The following is a 16,198-nucleotide window of genomic DNA, read 5'->3' on the forward strand; positions in this document are numbered from 1 at the left end:
ACCGAGGAGTCCCCATGGTCCCCGCCCGTCGTCCCGCCGCCCGCACCGCGCGCCTCACCGCGGCGCTCGCGCTCACGGCCACGGTCGCCCTGCTCGGGGCGTGCGCGTCCGGAACCGACGGGGGCGGTGACGGCACGAGCGCCACCGAGGAGACCACGGAGCCCTCGACGGAGCCGACCGACGACGCCACCGACGAGCAGCAGGGCCTGCCCGACGCCGCGACGATGGACGTCGTCGCGGGCGCGCACGGCAAGGGCCTGCCGCCCGGCGCGGACGCGCCGACCGAGGGCGGCACCGGCGCCGCGTGGAGCGCCGAGCCGGGCCTGCTGCTCGTCGTGACGTTCGGGTCCAGCACGTGCCCGCTGCTCGCCGAGGACGACGCCGCGGTCGAGGGGAGCGACGTCGTCGTGTCGTTCGTCGACATCCCCGCCGACACCGCGTGCACCATGGACTACGTCCCCGCGACGTCCGTCGTCGCGGTGCCCGACGACGTGGACCCGGGCGCCGACGTGAGCGTCGTGCTCGGGGACCGCGGGACCGTCGTCGTGCCGCCGCCGGCCGAGGGCGCGGCCGGCGAGTTCGCCTGGACCGCGGGGTGACGACCCCCGCGGTGAAGAGCGCGTGAAAGGACGGGCCGCCGCCGGTGGGCCGTCTCCCGCGCGACGGGCGAGCGGCTACCGTGTCCGGGTGACGACGTCCCCCTCCTCCCGCCCCGCTCGCCGCGCCCTGGCCTGCGCCGCGACCCTCGTGCTGGCTCTCGTCGCGGGCGCGTGCTCGGCGCCCCCGAAGCAGCAGACCCCGGTCGAGGACGTCCCGACCGCGTCGTCGACCGGCACGGGCGAGACGGGACCGGAGGGCTTCGAGGAGTTCTACGGGCAGACCCTCGCGTGGGAGGACTGCGGAGCCGGCTGGGAGTGCACGACGGCGCGCGCCCCCCTCTCGTGGCAGGACCCGGCGGCGGGCGAGATCGAGCTCGCGGTCAAGCGCCAGCCCGCGACCGGCGAGCGCATCGGCTCGCTCCTCACCAACCCCGGCGGGCCCGGCGCGTCGGGCGTCGGCTTCGTCGCGTCGCTCGCGCCGACCGTCGGCGAGAGCGTCACCGCGGCCTACGACCTCGTGGGCTTCGACCCCCGCGGCGTCGGGCAGTCCTCGCCCGTCGTGTGCCTCGACGACGCCGCGAAGGACGAGTCCCTGTCGCGCGACTTCGACACGGACGAGACGGGGCTCGAGGCGCTCGCGGAGGACCGTCGCGCCTGGGCCGACGCGTGCGCCGACAACACGGGCGAGCTCCTCGGGCAGGTCGACACCCAGAGCGCGGCCCGCGACATGGACATGCTGCGCGCCGTCCTCGGTGACGAGAAGCTCGCGTACCTCGGCTACTCCTACGGCACGCAGCTCGGGGCCACGTACGCCGGGCTGTTCCCGGACAAGGTCGGCCGCATGGTGCTCGACGGGGCGATCGACACCTCGCTCGACCCGGACGAGATCTCCGAGCAGCAGGCCGTCGGCTTCGAGAACGCCCTGCGCGCGTACGTCGAGGACTGCCAGGCCGGAGCCGGGTGCCCCCTGAAGGGCGACACGGACGCGGGGATGCGCCAGATCCGCTCGCTCCTCGACGCCGCGAAGGCGAACCCGCTCCCGACGGACTCGGGTCGCAGCGTCACGCAGACCCTCGGTTTCTACGGCGTCGCCGTCACGCTGTACAACGACCAGAGCTGGCCCGTGCTCACGCAGGCGCTCACCGAGGCGTTCGAGGAGGGTACCGGCAACGGCCTGCTCTACCTCGCCGACTTCTACAACGACCGGAACGCCGACGGCACGTACTCGTCGAACTCGGCCGAGGCGTTCCGGGCCGTGAACTGCCTCGACGGGCGCCAGGACGACGACCCGGCCGCGATGCAGGCCCAGCTCGAGCGGCTCGAGGAGGAGGCCCCGACGATGGGCTACTTCTTCGCGTTCGGCGGGCTCACGTGCGAGGGCTGGGCGTACCCCGTCGTCGACCAGGAGTTCGACCTCGCCGCGGAGGGCGCCGCGCCGATCCTCGTCATCGGCACGACCAACGACCCGGCCACCCCGTACGTGTGGGCCGAGGGCCTCGCCGACACGCTCGACTCCGCCGTCCTGGTCACCTGGGAGGGCGAGGGGCACACCGCGTACGGGCGCGCGAACGACTGCCTGAGCGACGCCGTGGACGCCTACCTCGTGGACGGGACCGTCCCCGAGGACGGGCTCCGCTGCTGACGCGGAGGGCGCCCGACAGCGGCCCTCGGGCCCGCTTTGGAATCTGGCCCGGTCGTTGGGTACAGTAGGCGCTCGTTGCCACCGGTTCGCCGAGCGGACCGGGACGTAGCACGCCGCCTTAGCTCAGTCGGCAGAGCGATTCACTCGTAATGAATAGGTCAAGGGTTCGATTCCCTTAGGCGGCTCGGTGACGAAGGCCCGGAACCCACGGTTCCGGGCCTTCGTCGTGCTCAGGGGGCGGCGCGGAGCGGTGCGACACTCGAGCACCGACTCGTGGCGGCCGGACGGCGCACGGGCCGCACGATGCACGTCGGTCGCACGACCCGACCCCGAGGAGCGAGATGTCCCGCAGCGTCGCAGTCACCCTGATGGGCCTCGGCCTCGTGCTGGTGGTCGCCGGCGTCGTCACCGGTTACACCGTGGGCGTCATCTCCGACAACCCGCTGGCGGAAGACGGCGTGCCGCGCGTGCACGTGACCCTTCTCCTGGGTTGTGCAGCCACGACAGCGGCCGCCGGAGGGATCGTCGCCGTGCTCGGGCTCCTCGGGCTCTTCGCCCGGCCGGTCCCGCACGCCGAGGTCCGTGCGCAGCCGCGAGACCCGGGACCACAGGACAGCGGCCTGAGCGGCTGAGCAGCGCCGCGCGCTCCCGGTGCTCGCGGGCCAGCGGGGAGCGCCGGTCCGGCTGGACGACGGCGGGCACCGCCCGCCGCTGAGGCCTCAGCCCACGCGGCGCACGAGCAGGATCACGCCGCCGGCCGCGGCGGCGACGAGCCCGCCGATGCCTACCGCGGCGAAGGTCGGGAAGGTCTCGCCCGCGGGCGGGGGCGGCGCCGTGCGGTCGACGGACGCGAGCGGGACGCGCGCCGGCTCGGGGCCCGCGGTCGTGGGCGCGGCGGTCGGCGTCGGCTCGTCGGGGGCGTCCGTCGTCGGTTCCTCCGTCGGCTCGGCGGTCGGCTCCTCCGTGACGTCCGGCTCCGGCGCGTCCGGCGTCTCGACGGGCGCCTCCACGACCGCCGCGGCCGGCGGCACCTCGGCCGTCGGGGCCGAGGTCGCGGGGGCGTCGGGGGTCGGCGCCGGGGGCGCCGTCGTGGGGGAGGGCTCGGCCTGCGCCGTCGTGCAGACGGGGTCGTCCCCGTTCCACCGCGCGTGCTGCGCGCGCAGGCCGGACACCTGGGCCCACGTGACGCAGTAGCCGTCGGGGAACGTGCGCGACGGCACCGAGAAGGCCAGGAACCCGTCCGCGGAGTCGCGCGGGCCGTAGGAGTCGGAGTAGTACCGCTCGCGGCTCCCGTCCGGCGCGCTCACGGCGTACGAGACGGCGCCCCACTCGGACCAGAGGCGCTCCGGGTCGAACGAGACGCCGTCGACGCTCACCTCGAGCCCGCTCTCGCCGTCCCGCCCGACGGCGGTCGCGGGTGCGGCGGCGACGGCCACCACGAGCACCGCCAGCGGTGCGAGGGCGAGCAGGCGGCCAGCGGCACGCATCAGCACCTCCGGGTCGTTCGGGAGCGGTCCGCGGCACATCGTACGCAGTCGTGCGGGCCGGTCGGAACGCCGGAGCGGCGCCCTGGGGTGCGTCAGGCCCCGAGCGTCGCGAGCCACCGGACGACGGCCTCGCACACGGCCGCGTCCTGCCCCTTGAGGTCGTGGGCACCGGGCAGCTCGACGCGCGTGACGGGCCCGGGGATCGCGGCCGCGTGCTCGGCGAGCTCGTCCGGCGTCGCGAACGGGTCGGTGCGCCCGGAGACGAGGAGGACCGGCACGTGGAGGTCCGGGAAGTGCTCGGTCCGCAGCCGCTCGGGCTTGCCCGGCGGGTGCAGCGGGTAGCTGACGAGGGCCAGCCCGGCGGCGGGGAGCCCCTCGGCGACGGCCATCGAGCACATGCGGCCGCCGTACGAGCGGCCTCCGAGCACGAGGTGGTCCGTCGTGGTGCCGAGCTCGGCGGCGAACGCCTCCGCCTCGGCGCGGACGTGCGCGATCGCGACGGGCGGCCGGTCGGGCATCCGCTTGCCGGCGATCCGGTAGGGGAAGTCGACGCGGCGCACGGGGACGGGCGGGTCGAGGGCGGCCAGCGCCTCGTCGATCGCGACGAGCGCGCGGTGGTCGCGGCTCGCGCCGGCGCCGGGCGTGAGGAGGACGCCGGCGACGGGCCGGTCGTCGGGGTGCGGCGTGGTCACCGGCCCAGTCTCGCAGCGCGCACGAGGTTCCTCACGGTCGAGCACGACCTTCCGCGCGGCCGACCACGAGGTTGCTGTCGCCCTGCGCGGCAGGACGACAGCAACCTCGTGGTCGAGGGGGTCTCGCGGCCCCGGTCACCGCGACGCGAGCCGGGCCGGGTCGAGGTCGGTGCGGCGCAGGAGCTGCGCGTTGAGCGCGACGATGACCGTCGACGCGGACATGAGGATCGCGCCCACCGCCATCGGCATGACGAACCCGACGGGCGCGAGCACGCCCGCGGCGAGGGGCACGGCCGCGATGTTGTAGCCCGCGGCCCACCACAGGTTCTGCTGCATCTTGCGGTACGACGCGTGCGACAGCTCGATGATCGACAGCACCGCCCGCGGGTCGGAGCTCGCGAGGATCACCCCGGCGGACGCGATCGCGACGTCGGTGCCCGCGCCGATCGCGATGCCGACGTCCGCCTGGGCGAGCGCCGGGGCGTCGTTGACGCCGTCGCCGACCATCGCGACGACGCGCCCGCCGTGCTGCAGCTCGGCGACCTTCGCGTCCTTGTCCTCGGGGCGCACGCCCGCGAAGACCTGGTCGATGCCGAGCTCGCGCCCGACCGCGCGGGCGACGGGCTCGGCGTCGCCGGTGATCATGACGACCCGGATGCCGCGCCGGTGCAGCGCGTCGACGGCCTCGCGCGACTCGGGACGGATCGCGTCCGCCAGGGCGAACGCGCCCACGACCTCGCCGGACCGCGCGTCCGACGCGGTGCCGGTGCGGGTGCCGGCCTCGTCCGAGACGACCACGTGCAGGACGGTCGACCCGTCCTCGGCCCACGCCGCGGCGTCGGGCAGGGGGTCGAGCCCGCGCTCGCGCAGGAGTGCCGGCCCGCCGACCGCGACGCGGCGCGCGCCGTCGGGGGTCGGGACGGTCGCCTCGACGCCGACGGCCGTGAGCGACCGGAAGTCGGTGGCGCGGGGGACGTCGTCGCCCCGCTCCTCGGCCGCCCGCACGATCGCGCGGGCGAGCGGGTGCTGGCTGTCCGCCTCGGCCGCCGCCGCGAGCGCGAGCAGCGCGGCCTCGGACGTGCCGCCCGCGGTCGCGAGGTGCACGACGACCGGCTCGCCCGCGGTGAGCGTCCCGGTCTTGTCGAACAGGACGGTGTCCACGGTGCGCATGCGCTCGAGCGCCAGGCGGTCCTTGACGAGGACGCCCGCCTTCGCGGCGCGCTCCGTCGACAGCGAGACGACGAGCGGGATCGCGAGGCCCAGCGCGTGGGGGCACGCGATGACGAGGACGGTGATCGCCCGGATTAGTGCCTGCTCCGGCGTGCCGAAGACGAGCCACAGGCCGATCGTCAGGGCCGCCGCGCCGAGCGCGTACCAGAACAGCCACCCGGCGGCGCGGTCCGCGAGCCGCTGCGTCTTCGTCGACGACGCCTGCGCGTCGGCGACGAGCCGCTGGATGCCTGCGAGCGCGGTGTCCTCGCCGACGGCCGTGATCCGCACGCGCAGCGCGTCGTCCGTCGCGACGGTCCCGGCGACCACGGCGTCCCCGACGGTGCGGCGCACGGGGCGCGACTCGCCGGTGATCATCGACTCGTCGACGTCCGCGGACCCGGACGCGACCTCGCCGTCCGCGGGCACGCGCCCGCCCGGCCGGACGACGACCAGGTCGCCCACCCGCAGGTCCGTCGGCGCGACCGTCGTCACGCTCCCGTCCTCGGCGACCCGCTCCGCCTCGTCCGGGAGGAGCGCGGCGAGCGAGTCGAGCGCCGACGCGGTCTGCGCGAGCGAGCGCATCTCGAGCCAGTGGCCGAGCAGCATGATGACGACGAGGAGCGCGAGCTCCCACCAGACGTCGAGCTCGTGCGCGAGCAGGCCCAGGCTCGCTCCCAGCGAGGACACGAACGCGACCGTGATGGCGAGCGAGATGAGCGTCATCATCCCGGGCTTGCGGCTCCGCAGCTCGCTCACCGCACCGGTGAGGAACGGGCGCCCGCCCCACGCGTAGATCACCGTGCCCAGGACGGGGGACACCCAGGGCACCCACGCGGCGTCGGGCAGGTCGTAGCCCAGGAGCATCGCGAACATGGCGTTCAGCGCGACCGTGGGGACCGCGAGGACGAGCATGATCCAGAACATGCGGCGGAACTGCCCGACGTGGTCGCCGTGCCCGCCGTGACCCCCGTGACCCGCCATGTCGTGTCCGGCGTGGCCCGCCGTGCCGTGACCGGCCGTGTCGTGACTCTCGTGCCCGGACGTGCCGTGGCCCTCGTGCCCGGCGGTGCCGTGACCCGCGGTGCCGTGACCCGCGTGGTGGTCCTCGTGCCCCGTGTCGTGGCCGCGGTGCGCGGCCGGGTCGTGCGTCGCGTGGTCGACGGCGGCGGTCGCCGCCGCGCCGGGGTGCCCGTGCGCCTCGGGGTGCCCGTGCGCCTCGTGGTGCTCGTGCTCGCCGTCCGCGCCGGTCCGACGCCCGGGGCCGTGCTCCGTGCGGTGGTCCACCGTGTCTCCTCTCGGCTGCTGATACCCCTAGGGGGTATCGTCTCCTCCCGATCATGCCCCCGTGGTGCCGATCCGTCAACCGTTCGAGCGCGACCCGTCCGTGAGGGGCGGCGGCAGGGGCGCGGGGTGGGCTCCCGCAGCACGACCGGGCACCGGACCGCCACGCGCCGGGGTGCGTCGTCGCCCGGGCGACCGCGAGGCGCAGCGCCTGCTCGCCGACCTCGGCGTCGCTGGGGGTGGGCCCGGGCGCGGGACCCGGCGGGCGGCGCGCCGCGCCGCCGGGTGGGCCGCCCCGGGAGCGGCTACGTTCGGGAGAACCCGGTCGACCGGGCCACCACCACACCGCAGGAGGACCCCATGACGTCCCAGGACGCAGCCGCGCCGCGCGGCACGACGGCGGTGCTCGCCCGGGCGCTCGCGCTCGGCGTCGCCGCGGGCTCGCGCAGCAGCCTCGGGGTCGCGGCGCCGGTGCTGGCCGGCCTCGTGCGGCCCCGCGGGTCGCGCCGGTCGGGCCACGGACCCGGGCCGCTCGCGCGCGGCGCGGCGCTCCTGGGCGTCGTCGGCGAGCTGGTCGGCGACAAGCTGCCGCAGACGCCGAGCCGGCTCGCGCCGCCCGGCCCCGTCGTCCGCGTCGCGAGCGGCGCCGTCGGCGGCGTGCTCGTCGCCCGGCACCGGACCGGTCCGGTCGGGCTGGTCCTCGCCGCCGTCGCGGGAGCCGCGGGCGGGGCCGTCGGGACGTGGGGCGGTGCGGCGTGGCGACGCCTCGCCGTCGGCGAGCGGCCCGACTGGCCGGGCGCCGTCGCGGAGGACGTCACGGCGCTGGCCCTCGCCGCCTGGGCCGTCCGGGTCTGAGCGCCCGCCACGGCGACCCGGGGCACGACGTCCCGGGAGTGAGTCTCCCGGGCGGGAGGACGCCGTCCGTCAGCAGCCCGCCTGCTCGTAGCGGCACAGCAGCTCCCACGCGGCACCGGCCTGCTCCGCGACCGTCTCGCGGGCCGCGCCCACGGTGCTCTCCCCGCCGTCGAGCGCGACGAGCGTGACCGCGGCACCGCGGCGCGTGGTCGCCAGGTAGGTCCCGAGCGCCGTGTCCAGGTCCCCGCTCCCGCCCGACCCGTAGTAGTCGGTGGCCAGGCCGCTGCCCTGGGCGCCGACGTCGAGCGGCTCGGCCGTGTACGCCGTGCCCTCCGCCCCGCCCTGCGCCGCGCACGCGGCGAGCAGGTCCGCGAGCCGTGCGGCCTCGGCGGTGGCGGCGTCGGCGTCGGCGAACACCGCGACCTGGTGGACCCCCACGACGCCCTCGGCCGCGCCGTCGCCCTCGGTCGCTGTGCGCATCGCCGTGGCGTCCGCGGGGCCGCCGTCGGCGCACGCCTCCGGAAGGTGCCAGTCCGCGACCCCCTCCGCCTCGTCGCGTGCTCCATCGCCGCCCCACGCGCCCGCGGGGAGGAGGACGTCGGCGGGCGCGTCCGTCGGGAGCGCCGCGGCGGGATCGCCTGGTGCCGGGGTCGCGGCAGAGGTCGAGGGGGCCGGGGCCGACGGCTCCGGGGTGCTCGGCGCGTCGCCGGGGGCCGCGGTGCAGGCCGCGAGGACCAGGGCGCTCGCGGCGAGGACGGTCGTCGTTGTCGGAGCTCTCATCCGCACCACCCTGGCAGCCGTGCGGGCGGTTCGCAGGAGCAGGCGCTCAGCTGCCCGGGACGCTCGTCACGGTCGTCAGGAGGAACGCCGCGTCCTCGATCGCGCTCACCGCGTGCCGCTCGTGCGTGAGCACGCGCAGCTCGCCCTCGCCCAGCTCGACGTCGCCCTCGCCGAGCGCCGTGACCCGGACCCGGCCGCGCAGCACCTGGATCGACGCCGCGGGCGGGGAGTTGTGCTCCCCGAGCTCGACGCCCGCGCGCAGCGCGAGGATCGTCTGGCGCAGCGGGCCGTCGTGCAGCACGACTTCGGCGCTGCGACCGTTCGGCGCGGTGCGGGCGGTCGTGAGGTGGGCTTCCGTGAGGAGGTCGACGTTCGTCATCGGGGCTCCGGCCTGTCGGGGAGCTCCATCATGCCGCGCCGCGGACGTCGGTGCCCCCCCCATGCCGCGGCCGTGCGGCGCTGGTCGCCGCGACCGGCTCGGGCGGGCGGGGCGCGCCGGTGGCGCGTGCTGGTGGTCTGCCGTGCGGTCCGGAAGAGTGGCCGCCATGCAGGTGGTCTCCGGTCTCCTCGTCGGTCTGTTCGGCCTCGTCTTCACCGTCGGCATGCTGCTGCTCCTCGCCGCGACGGCGCGGCGCGTCATGGGCGCGCCGGTCGGCTGGATCCGCTCGGCGGTCGTGGCCCTCGCGATGCTGTCGGTCGCGTCCTGGGTGCTCACGGGCGGCCTGCTCGACGTCGGCTGGTCGCGCCCGGACGGGACGCTCACCGTCGCGCCGGGCGTCGCGCTCGTCGCCGTCGTGCTCGCGTTCGCGTGGGCGTTCGTGCTCGGGCTGTGCGTGCTCCTCGTGCTCGAGCTCCTCGTCCCGACGGGTTCCGTCCCGGGGCCGTGGCGCGCGCTCCGGGGGCTGCGCCAGGGCCGCCGCGAGACGCGGCGCTACGCCCAGATCCTGGGGATCGGCGTCCGGCACGGCCTCGGCGGGGCGCTCACGCGCGGGGCTCGGCAGCCGGACGGGTCGCGCCTGTCGCGCACCGACCAGCGGCGCCAGGCCGCCGCGCTGCGCGACGCTCTCAGCGACGCCGGCGTGACCTTCGTGAAGTTCGGCCAGGTGCTGTCCACGCGCCGGGACCTGCTCCCCGCCGCGTTCGCGGACGCGCTCGCCACGCTCCAGAGCGAGGTCCCGCCCGCGCCGTGGTCGCAGGTGGAGGCGGCCGTCGCGGGCGCGCTCGGGCGCCCGGTCGACGAGGCGTTCGCCGGCTTCTCGCCGGAGCCCCTCGCCTCGGCGTCCGTGGGCCAGGTCCACGCGGCCCGCCTGCTCGACGGGCGCGACGTCGTGGTCAAGGTGCAGCGCCCGGGCGCCCGTGCCCAGGTCGAGACGGATCTCGCGATCCTCGGGCGGCTCGCGCGCCGCATCGAGCGCGACACCGCGTGGGGCCGCTCCCTCGGCGTCGTCGACCTCGCCGACGGCTTCGCCGCGTCGCTGCGCGAGGAGCTCGACTACACGGTCGAGCTGGAGAACACGCTCGCGCTGCGCGCCGCGCTCGCGCGGGGAGCAGCGAGGGACCGGCGCCCCGACGACGGCGCCACCGACCCGGGCGCGGGCCCGCGCGTCCGGGTCCCCGACGTCTACCCCGAGCTCTCCGGGACGACGCTGCTCGTCATGGAACGGCTCGACGGCGTTCCCCTCGGCCGCGCCGCGGACGTGCTCGCGAGCCTCGACGACGCCGTGCGCGCCGACCTCGCCTCGCGGCTCCTCACCGCGACGCTCGAGCAGGTGCTGGTCGCGGGCACCTTCCACGCCGACCTCCACCCCGGCAACGTGCTCGTCACCGCCGACGGCCGCCTCGGCCTGCTCGACATGGGCTCCGTCGGGCGGCTCGGCGAGCCCGACCGGCTCGCGCTCGCGGCGGTGCTGCTCGCGGTCGACGCCGACGACGCCGTGGCCGCGACCGACGCCCTCCTGGAGCTGCTCGACGCCCCGGCCGACCTCGACGTGCGCCGCCTGGAGCGCGCCGTCGGGCAGGTGATCGTGCGGTTCCGCGGCGCCGGCGCGAGCGGCGCGATGTTCACCGCGCTGTTCCGGCTCGTCACCGACGCGGGCCTCGCCGTCCCGTCGCAGGTCGCCGCCGCGTTCCGCACGTTCACGTCGCTGGAGGGCACGCTGCGCCTGCTCGACCCCGGGTTCGACCTCGTCGCCGGGGCCCGCGCGACCGCGCAGCCGCTCGTGCGGCGCGTCGTGACGCCGGAGGGCCTGCGCGAGCGGGCGACGAGCCTGTTCCTCGGCCTCGCGCCCGAGCTGGAACGGCTCCCGCGCCGGCTCGCGAAGATCACGAGCGACGTCGAGGCCGGGCGGCTCACCGTCAACGTCCGCTCGTTCGCGCACCCCGAGGACCGCGCGTTCCTCACCGGCCTCGTGCAGCAGGTCGTGTCCACCGTCATCGCTGCCGCGGCCGTCGTCGCGGCGGTCGTGCTCGTCTCCGCGGACTCCGGCCCCGAGCTCGTCGAGGGTCTGCGCCTGTTCGCCGTCCTCGGTGCGGCGCTCGGGTTCGTCGGGACCGTGCTCGCCGTGCGCGTCCTCGTGTTCGCGTTCCGGGGGTCGGCCGCGCGCCGCGGGTGACCTCAGGCGTCGTGCGCGCCCGAGGGGTGCGTCGCGTCCGCGGGTCGCACGACCGTGACCGGGCAGTGCGCGTACTCGACCGCGTGCCGGCTCACCGAGCCCAGGAGCAGCCGGTCGAACCCGCCGACGCCGCGGTTGCCGAGCACGAGCCGCTCCGCGCGCGACGACGCCTCGATGATCCCCTTCGCGGCGTGCACGTGCTGCACGCTGCGCACGAGGCGGTCGTCGGGCAGGTCGACCCCCGCTGCATCGAGCGCGGCGTCGAGCTTCTGGGCGGCGAACTTCTCGTAGTCGTCGATGGGTGGCGTCCACCCCCACGAGTCGGGCAGGGGCGCGAGCGAGACGATCTGCCAGCAGAACAGGGCCTCGAGCGTCGCGCCCGTGCGCCGCGCGACGTCGGCGCCGTGCCGCAGCGCCTGGACCGACGTCGACGACCCGTCGACCCCGACGACGACGGGCCGCGCGTGGTCGTGGCGCACGTCGGGCGTCCCGCGCACCACGGTCACGGGGACGGTCGCGTGCTGCACGACGGCGGTCGGCACCGACCCGAGGACCATCCGTCCGAGGCGGCCCCGGCCGCAGCGGCCGAGGACGAGCAGGTCGGCGTCGTCGCGGTCGGTGGTGTCGGGCCGCACGTCGTCCTGGGCGGCCTGCGCGACGCGCGGCTGGGCGAGGGCGAGCAGGACGGCCGCGGGGCTGCCGCGCTCGGCGACGGCCGTCGCGGTGACCGCGTCCGGGCCGATCCCCGTGCGGGCGTGCGCGGCGTCGAGCCACTCCTGGGCGAGCGCCCGCTTCTCCTCGGCCGCCGCGTCGGGGCCGTCGCCCGGCCCCTGCCGCGACTCGAACGCGAGCACGGCCGTCAGTGGCACCGCCCGGTCGGCTGCCTCGCGCAGCGCCCAGTCGAGCGCGCCGCCCGACTCCTCCGACCCGTCGACACCGACGATCACGCCGCGCATCTCGCCACCTCCGCCCGGTCGGCCGACCGCGTGCGCCGTCGGCGTGCTGTCCCCGACGCCGTCGGCGGCGCCGGTGCTGACTCGACCCTAGGCCGCGGGGCCGCGCCGCGCCCGGGACGGGCGTCCCGGGGTGGTGGACGAGAGTCCCGTGGCGCGGCGCGCGGAGCCGGTCAGAACCGCGGGTCGGGCTCGTCCTGGAGGATGTTGCGCAGGGGGCGGGTGACGACGTCGACCCGCGCGAGCAGGTCCGCCGGGCCCGAGACGACCAGCGCCCGGTCCTCGACCGGCACGTACGCCGCGGCGTGCTCCCGCACGGTGACGTACAGGCAGGGGCGGGTCTCGCCGTCGACCCGGAACGTGGTGCGCACGACGGGCGCGACGTCCACCTCCTCGACGATCGCGCGCATCGCGGCGCGGTACTCCTGGTAGGAGTCGAGGAAGTCGTCGTCGCCGGGGGTGTCCGAGTGCAGGGGCGCGGCGAGCGCCCCGCTGAGCGCGGTGCGGGCGATGTCCTCGGCCTGCTCGTCGTGCGCGGCCCGCACCCGCAGCGTCTCGACGTCGAGCGTCTCGCCCGTGAACGACACGTAGGAGCGCAGGAAGCGCTCCTCGGCCGGGTCGTGCGCGCCGTGGCCGGCGCCCGTGAGCGTCTCCTCGTCGAGGTCGAGACCCCAGGTGAGCGGGTCGTCGACCTCCGCGACGGCGCCGTGGAACCGTGCGACCACCTGCTCCCACGACGCGGCCGAGCCCGTGGGGCGTGCCTCTCGCTCGTCCGCGTCCGGTGCGGGGGTGTCCTCCGGCGGCTGGTCCGGTTGGTGCATCGCTCTTCGCCACCCTTCTGGACGTCGTGCGGGGCGCACTCCCGAGCCTGCCCGTGGCGCGGGCCGCGGTCAACGCCCCCGGCGCGTGTCGGGCCGGGTGATCTCCGCCGTCGTGCCCCCGGGACCGCCCGGCAGGTCACGGCGCGACCCCTCTTTCACGCCCCTGGCGAACAACGGCATACGGAGGGGGTGCGGCTCGTTCGAACCGCATAGAGTCAATGCGGTCAGGCTTGTACCCGTCGTCCGGCGGGCAGGTGTACGCCGCTCACGAGGAGCAGCACATGTTCGAGAGATTCACAGACCGAGCCCGTCGGGTCGTCGTCCTCGCCCAGGAAGAGGCGCGGATGCTCAACCACAACTACATCGGCACCGAGCACATCCTCCTCGGCCTCATCCACGAGGGCGAGGGTGTCGCGGCCAAGGCGCTGGAGTCCCTCGGGATCTCCCTCGACGGCGTCCGCACCCAGGTGACCGAGATCATCGGCGAGGGCCAGCAGGCCCCGAGCGGGCACATCCCGTTCACGCCGCGCGCCAAGAAGGTGCTCGAGCTGTCGCTGCGCGAGGCGCTCCAGCTCGGCCACAACTACATCGGCACCGAGCACATCCTGCTCGGCCTCATCCGCGAGGGCGAGGGCGTCGCCGCCCAGGTCCTGACGAAGATGGGCGCCGACCTCAACAAGGTGCGCCAGCAGGTCATCCAGCTCCTGTCCGGCTACCAGGGCAAGGAGCCGGTCGCCGCCGGCGGTCCCACCGAGGGCCAGCCGTCGGGCTCGGCCGTGCTCGACCAGTTCGGGCGCAACCTCACCCAGGCCGCGCGCGAGGGCAAGCTCGACCCGGTCATCGGGCGCAGCCTCGAGATCGAGCGCGTCATGCAGGTGCTGAGCCGCCGCACCAAGAACAACCCCGTCCTCATCGGCGAGCCCGGCGTCGGCAAGACGGCCGTCGTCGAGGGCCTCGCCCAGGACATCGTGCGCGGCGACGTCCCCGAGACGCTCAAGGACAAGCAGCTCTACACGCTCGACCTCGGCGCGCTCGTGGCCGGCTCGCGCTACCGCGGCGACTTCGAGGAGCGCCTCAAGAAGGTGCTCAAGGAGATCCGCACGCGCGGCGACATCATCCTGTTCATCGACGAGATCCACACCCTCGTCGGGGCGGGTGCCGCCGAGGGCGCGATCGACGCCGCGAGCATCCTCAAGCCGATGCTCGCGCGCGGCGAGCTGCAGACCATCGGCGCGACGACGCTCGACGAGTACCGCAAGCACGTCGAGAAGGACCCGGCCCTGGAGCGCCGCTTCCAGCCCATCCAGGTCGCCGAGCCGTCGCTCCCGCACGCCATCGAGATCCTCAAGGGCCTGCGCGACCGCTACGAGGCGCACCACCGCGTGTCCATCACGGACTCCGCCCTCGTCTCCGCGGCCACGCTCGCGGACCGGTACATCAACGACCGGTTCCTCCCGGACAAGGCGATCGACCTCATCGACGAGGCGGGCGCGCGCCTGCGCATCCGCCGCATGACGGCCCCGCCGGAGCTCAAGGAGCTCGACGAGGAGATCGCCGAGGCGCGCCGCGAGAAGGAGTCCGCGATCGACGCGCAGGACTTCGAGAAGGCCGCCGGCCTGCGCGACAAGGAGAAGCAGCTCACCGCGAAGCGCGCCGACAAGGAGAAGGCGTGGAAGTCCGGTGACCTGGACACCGTCGCGGAGGTGGACGAGGAGCTGATCGCCGAGGTCCTGGCCATGGCCACGGGCATCCCGGTCTTCAAGCTCACCGAGGAGGAGTCCAGCCGCCTGCTCAACATGGAGGACGAGCTGCACAAGCGCGTCGTCGGCCAGGAGGCCGCGATCAAGGCGCTGTCGCAGGCCATCCGCCGCACGCGTGCGGGCCTCAAGGACCCGAAGCGCCCCGGTGGGTCGTTCATCTTCGCCGGCCCCACGGGCGTCGGGAAGACGGAGCTGGCCAAGGCGCTCGCCGAGTTCCTCTTCGGGGACGAGGACGCGCTCATCCAGCTCGACATGTCGGAGTTCTCCGAGAAGCACACCGTCTCGCGGCTGTTCGGCTCGCCCCCCGGCTACGTCGGGTACGACGAGGGCGGCCAGCTCACCGAGAAGGTGCGGCGCAAGCCGTTCTCGGTCGTCCTGTTCGACGAGGTGGAGAAGGCCCACGCGGACATCTTCAACTCGCTCCTGCAGATCCTCGAGGACGGTCGCCTGACCGACTCGCAGGGCCGCGTCGTGGACTTCAAGAACACCGTCATCATCATGACGACCAACCTCGGCACGCGGGACATCGCCAAGGGCGTCCAGACCGGCTTCAACGCCGGCGGCGACCTGGTCACGTCCTACGAGCGCATGAAGGCGAAGGTCAACGACGAGCTCAAGCAGCACTTCCGGCCGGAGTTCCTCAACCGCGTCGACGACGTGGTGGTCTTCCCGCAGCTCTCGCAGGCCGAGATCATCCAGATCGTCGACCTGATGATCGCCCGTCTCGACGCCCGCCTGCGGGACAAGGACATGGGCATCGAGCTCACGCAGCCCGCGAAGCAGCTCCTCGCCGAGAAGGGCTACGACCCGGTCCTGGGTGCTCGTCCGCTGCGCCGCGCGATCCAGCGCGACATCGAGGACGTGCTCTCGGAGAAGATCCTGTTCGGCGAGCTCAAGGCCGGCGAGATCGTCCTGGTCGACGCCGAGGGCGAGGGCCTGCTCGGAGAGTTCACCTTCCGGGGTGTCTCGAAGGGCGAGCACGACCGCGGCCCGGTGAGCGTGGGCGCGGCCGCCGCGCTCGACGCCCCGACCGGCGTCTCGGTCCGCGACCTGCCCCCGACGGGCGAGCTGCAGGCCGGCGCGGAGTGACGCACTCCTGAACGCCTGACACACGGGCCCCGATCCTCCTCCGGGAGGGTCGGGGCCCGTCGTCGTCCCGGCGCCCCCTCTCCCGCCGAGCAGGTGGTCGTGGCGCGTCCGGGGCGACCGACGCACCACCATCGCCTGCTCGGCCGACACGGACCACCTGGTCGGCGGGCGAGGGGCCGTTGCACGGCGTTACGTCCGTCCTCGTCGTGGGACAGGGGGCGACCGCCCTTTGCGGGGCGTGCGCACGCTGGCACAGTCGCCCGCATGCCGACGACACCGGGGGGCCTCGTCGCCCTCCCCGCCACCGACGCCGGGCACGTGCCCGGGCTCGCGTGTCGTCGCGCCCTGCGTGCGCGCCTGCGCCGTCGGGCCGCGTGTCGTCCGACCGCGTGCCGCTGAGCACCCCGACGCACTG

General features: G+C 75.5%; 13 protein-coding genes and 1 tRNA gene. 7 read left to right on the forward strand and 7 right to left on the reverse strand.

Annotated elements, in window-relative coordinates; translation table 11 throughout:
* Positions 1-14 precede the first annotated feature (14 nt).
* From RSE42_RS03730 to RSE42_RS03745, 4 genes are all read left to right on the forward strand, one after another.
* A complete protein-coding gene (locus tag RSE42_RS03730) occupies positions 15-599 on the forward strand; it encodes a hypothetical protein (RefSeq protein WP_251176523.1) in 585 nt (194 codons plus the stop codon).
* Positions 600-687: 88 nt separating this feature from the next.
* Complete coding sequence (locus tag RSE42_RS03735) at positions 688-2,241, forward strand: alpha/beta hydrolase (protein WP_415297893.1); 1,554 nt, start codon at positions 688-690, stop codon at positions 2,239-2,241.
* Between the two features lie 112 nt (positions 2,242-2,353).
* Positions 2,354-2,426 (forward strand) — tRNA-Thr (locus RSE42_RS03740).
* A 156-nt stretch (positions 2,427-2,582) separates the two neighbouring features.
* On the forward strand, positions 2,583-2,873 hold the full coding sequence (locus RSE42_RS03745; RefSeq protein ID WP_168945378.1) for a hypothetical protein: 291 nt from the start codon (positions 2,583-2,585) through the stop codon (positions 2,871-2,873).
* 87 nt (positions 2,874-2,960) lie between these two features.
* Here the strand turns inward: RSE42_RS03745 and RSE42_RS03750 are convergent, their stop codons facing one another.
* The 3 genes from RSE42_RS03750 to RSE42_RS03760 form a co-directional block, all read right to left on the reverse strand.
* On the reverse strand, positions 2,961-3,728 hold the full coding sequence (locus RSE42_RS03750) for a hypothetical protein (RefSeq protein WP_415297894.1): 768 nt from the start codon (positions 3,726-3,728) through the stop codon (positions 2,961-2,963).
* 92 nt (positions 3,729-3,820) lie between these two features.
* Entirely contained in the window at positions 3,821-4,420 is a 600-nt protein-coding gene (locus RSE42_RS03755; protein WP_395411408.1) for an alpha/beta family hydrolase, read from the reverse strand.
* Positions 4,421-4,555: 135 nt separating this feature from the next.
* Positions 4,556-6,916, reverse strand: a complete 2,361-nt coding sequence (locus tag RSE42_RS03760) for a heavy metal translocating P-type ATPase (RefSeq protein ID WP_415297895.1) — start codon at positions 6,914-6,916, stop codon at positions 4,556-4,558.
* Positions 6,917-7,273: 357 nt separating this feature from the next.
* Here RSE42_RS03760 and RSE42_RS03765 point away from each other — a divergent pair, with 357 nt between their 5' ends.
* The gene (locus RSE42_RS03765) at positions 7,274-7,768 is read left to right on the forward strand and encodes a hypothetical protein (RefSeq protein ID WP_409141362.1); all 495 of its coding nucleotides are present in this window, start codon (positions 7,274-7,276) and stop codon (positions 7,766-7,768) included.
* Between the two features lie 69 nt (positions 7,769-7,837).
* On the opposite strand, the gene RSE42_RS03770 is transcribed toward RSE42_RS03765, so the two are convergent.
* Complete coding sequence (locus RSE42_RS03770) at positions 7,838-8,548, reverse strand: hypothetical protein (protein WP_415297896.1); 711 nt, start codon at positions 8,546-8,548, stop codon at positions 7,838-7,840.
* Positions 8,549-8,594: 46 nt separating this feature from the next.
* Positions 8,595-8,927 carry a cupin gene (locus tag RSE42_RS03775; RefSeq protein WP_085386519.1) on the reverse strand — a complete coding sequence of 111 codons (333 nt, stop codon included), beginning with the start codon at positions 8,925-8,927 and terminating at the stop codon, positions 8,595-8,597.
* A 166-nt stretch (positions 8,928-9,093) separates the two neighbouring features.
* Here RSE42_RS03775 and RSE42_RS03780 point away from each other — a divergent pair, with 166 nt between their 5' ends.
* Positions 9,094-11,160: an ABC1 kinase family protein gene (locus tag RSE42_RS03780; protein ID WP_415297897.1), complete on the forward strand. Its 2,067-nt coding sequence runs from the start codon at positions 9,094-9,096 to the stop codon at positions 11,158-11,160.
* A gap of 2 nt (positions 11,161-11,162) precedes the next feature.
* On the opposite strand, the gene RSE42_RS03785 is transcribed toward RSE42_RS03780, so the two are convergent.
* Positions 11,163-12,116 (reverse strand): universal stress protein, encoded by a 954-nt coding sequence (locus RSE42_RS03785; RefSeq protein ID WP_415297898.1) that lies wholly within the window; start codon positions 12,114-12,116, stop codon positions 11,163-11,165.
* A gap of 170 nt (positions 12,117-12,286) precedes the next feature.
* A complete protein-coding gene (locus RSE42_RS03790) occupies positions 12,287-12,934 on the reverse strand; it encodes a hypothetical protein (RefSeq protein WP_228485221.1) in 648 nt (215 codons plus the stop codon).
* Positions 12,935-13,215: 281 nt separating this feature from the next.
* On the opposite strand from RSE42_RS03790, the gene RSE42_RS03795 reads away from it, so the two are divergent.
* Positions 13,216-15,783: an ATP-dependent Clp protease ATP-binding subunit gene (locus RSE42_RS03795; RefSeq protein ID WP_031315080.1), complete on the forward strand. Its 2,568-nt coding sequence runs from the start codon at positions 13,216-13,218 to the stop codon at positions 15,781-15,783.
* The last annotated feature ends 415 nt before the right edge of the window (positions 15,784-16,198 follow it).

Source organism: Cellulosimicrobium sp. SJTW-1, from assembly GCF_047716875.1.
GTDB classification, from domain to species: domain Bacteria; phylum Actinomycetota; class Actinomycetes; order Actinomycetales; family Cellulomonadaceae; genus Cellulosimicrobium; species Cellulosimicrobium funkei.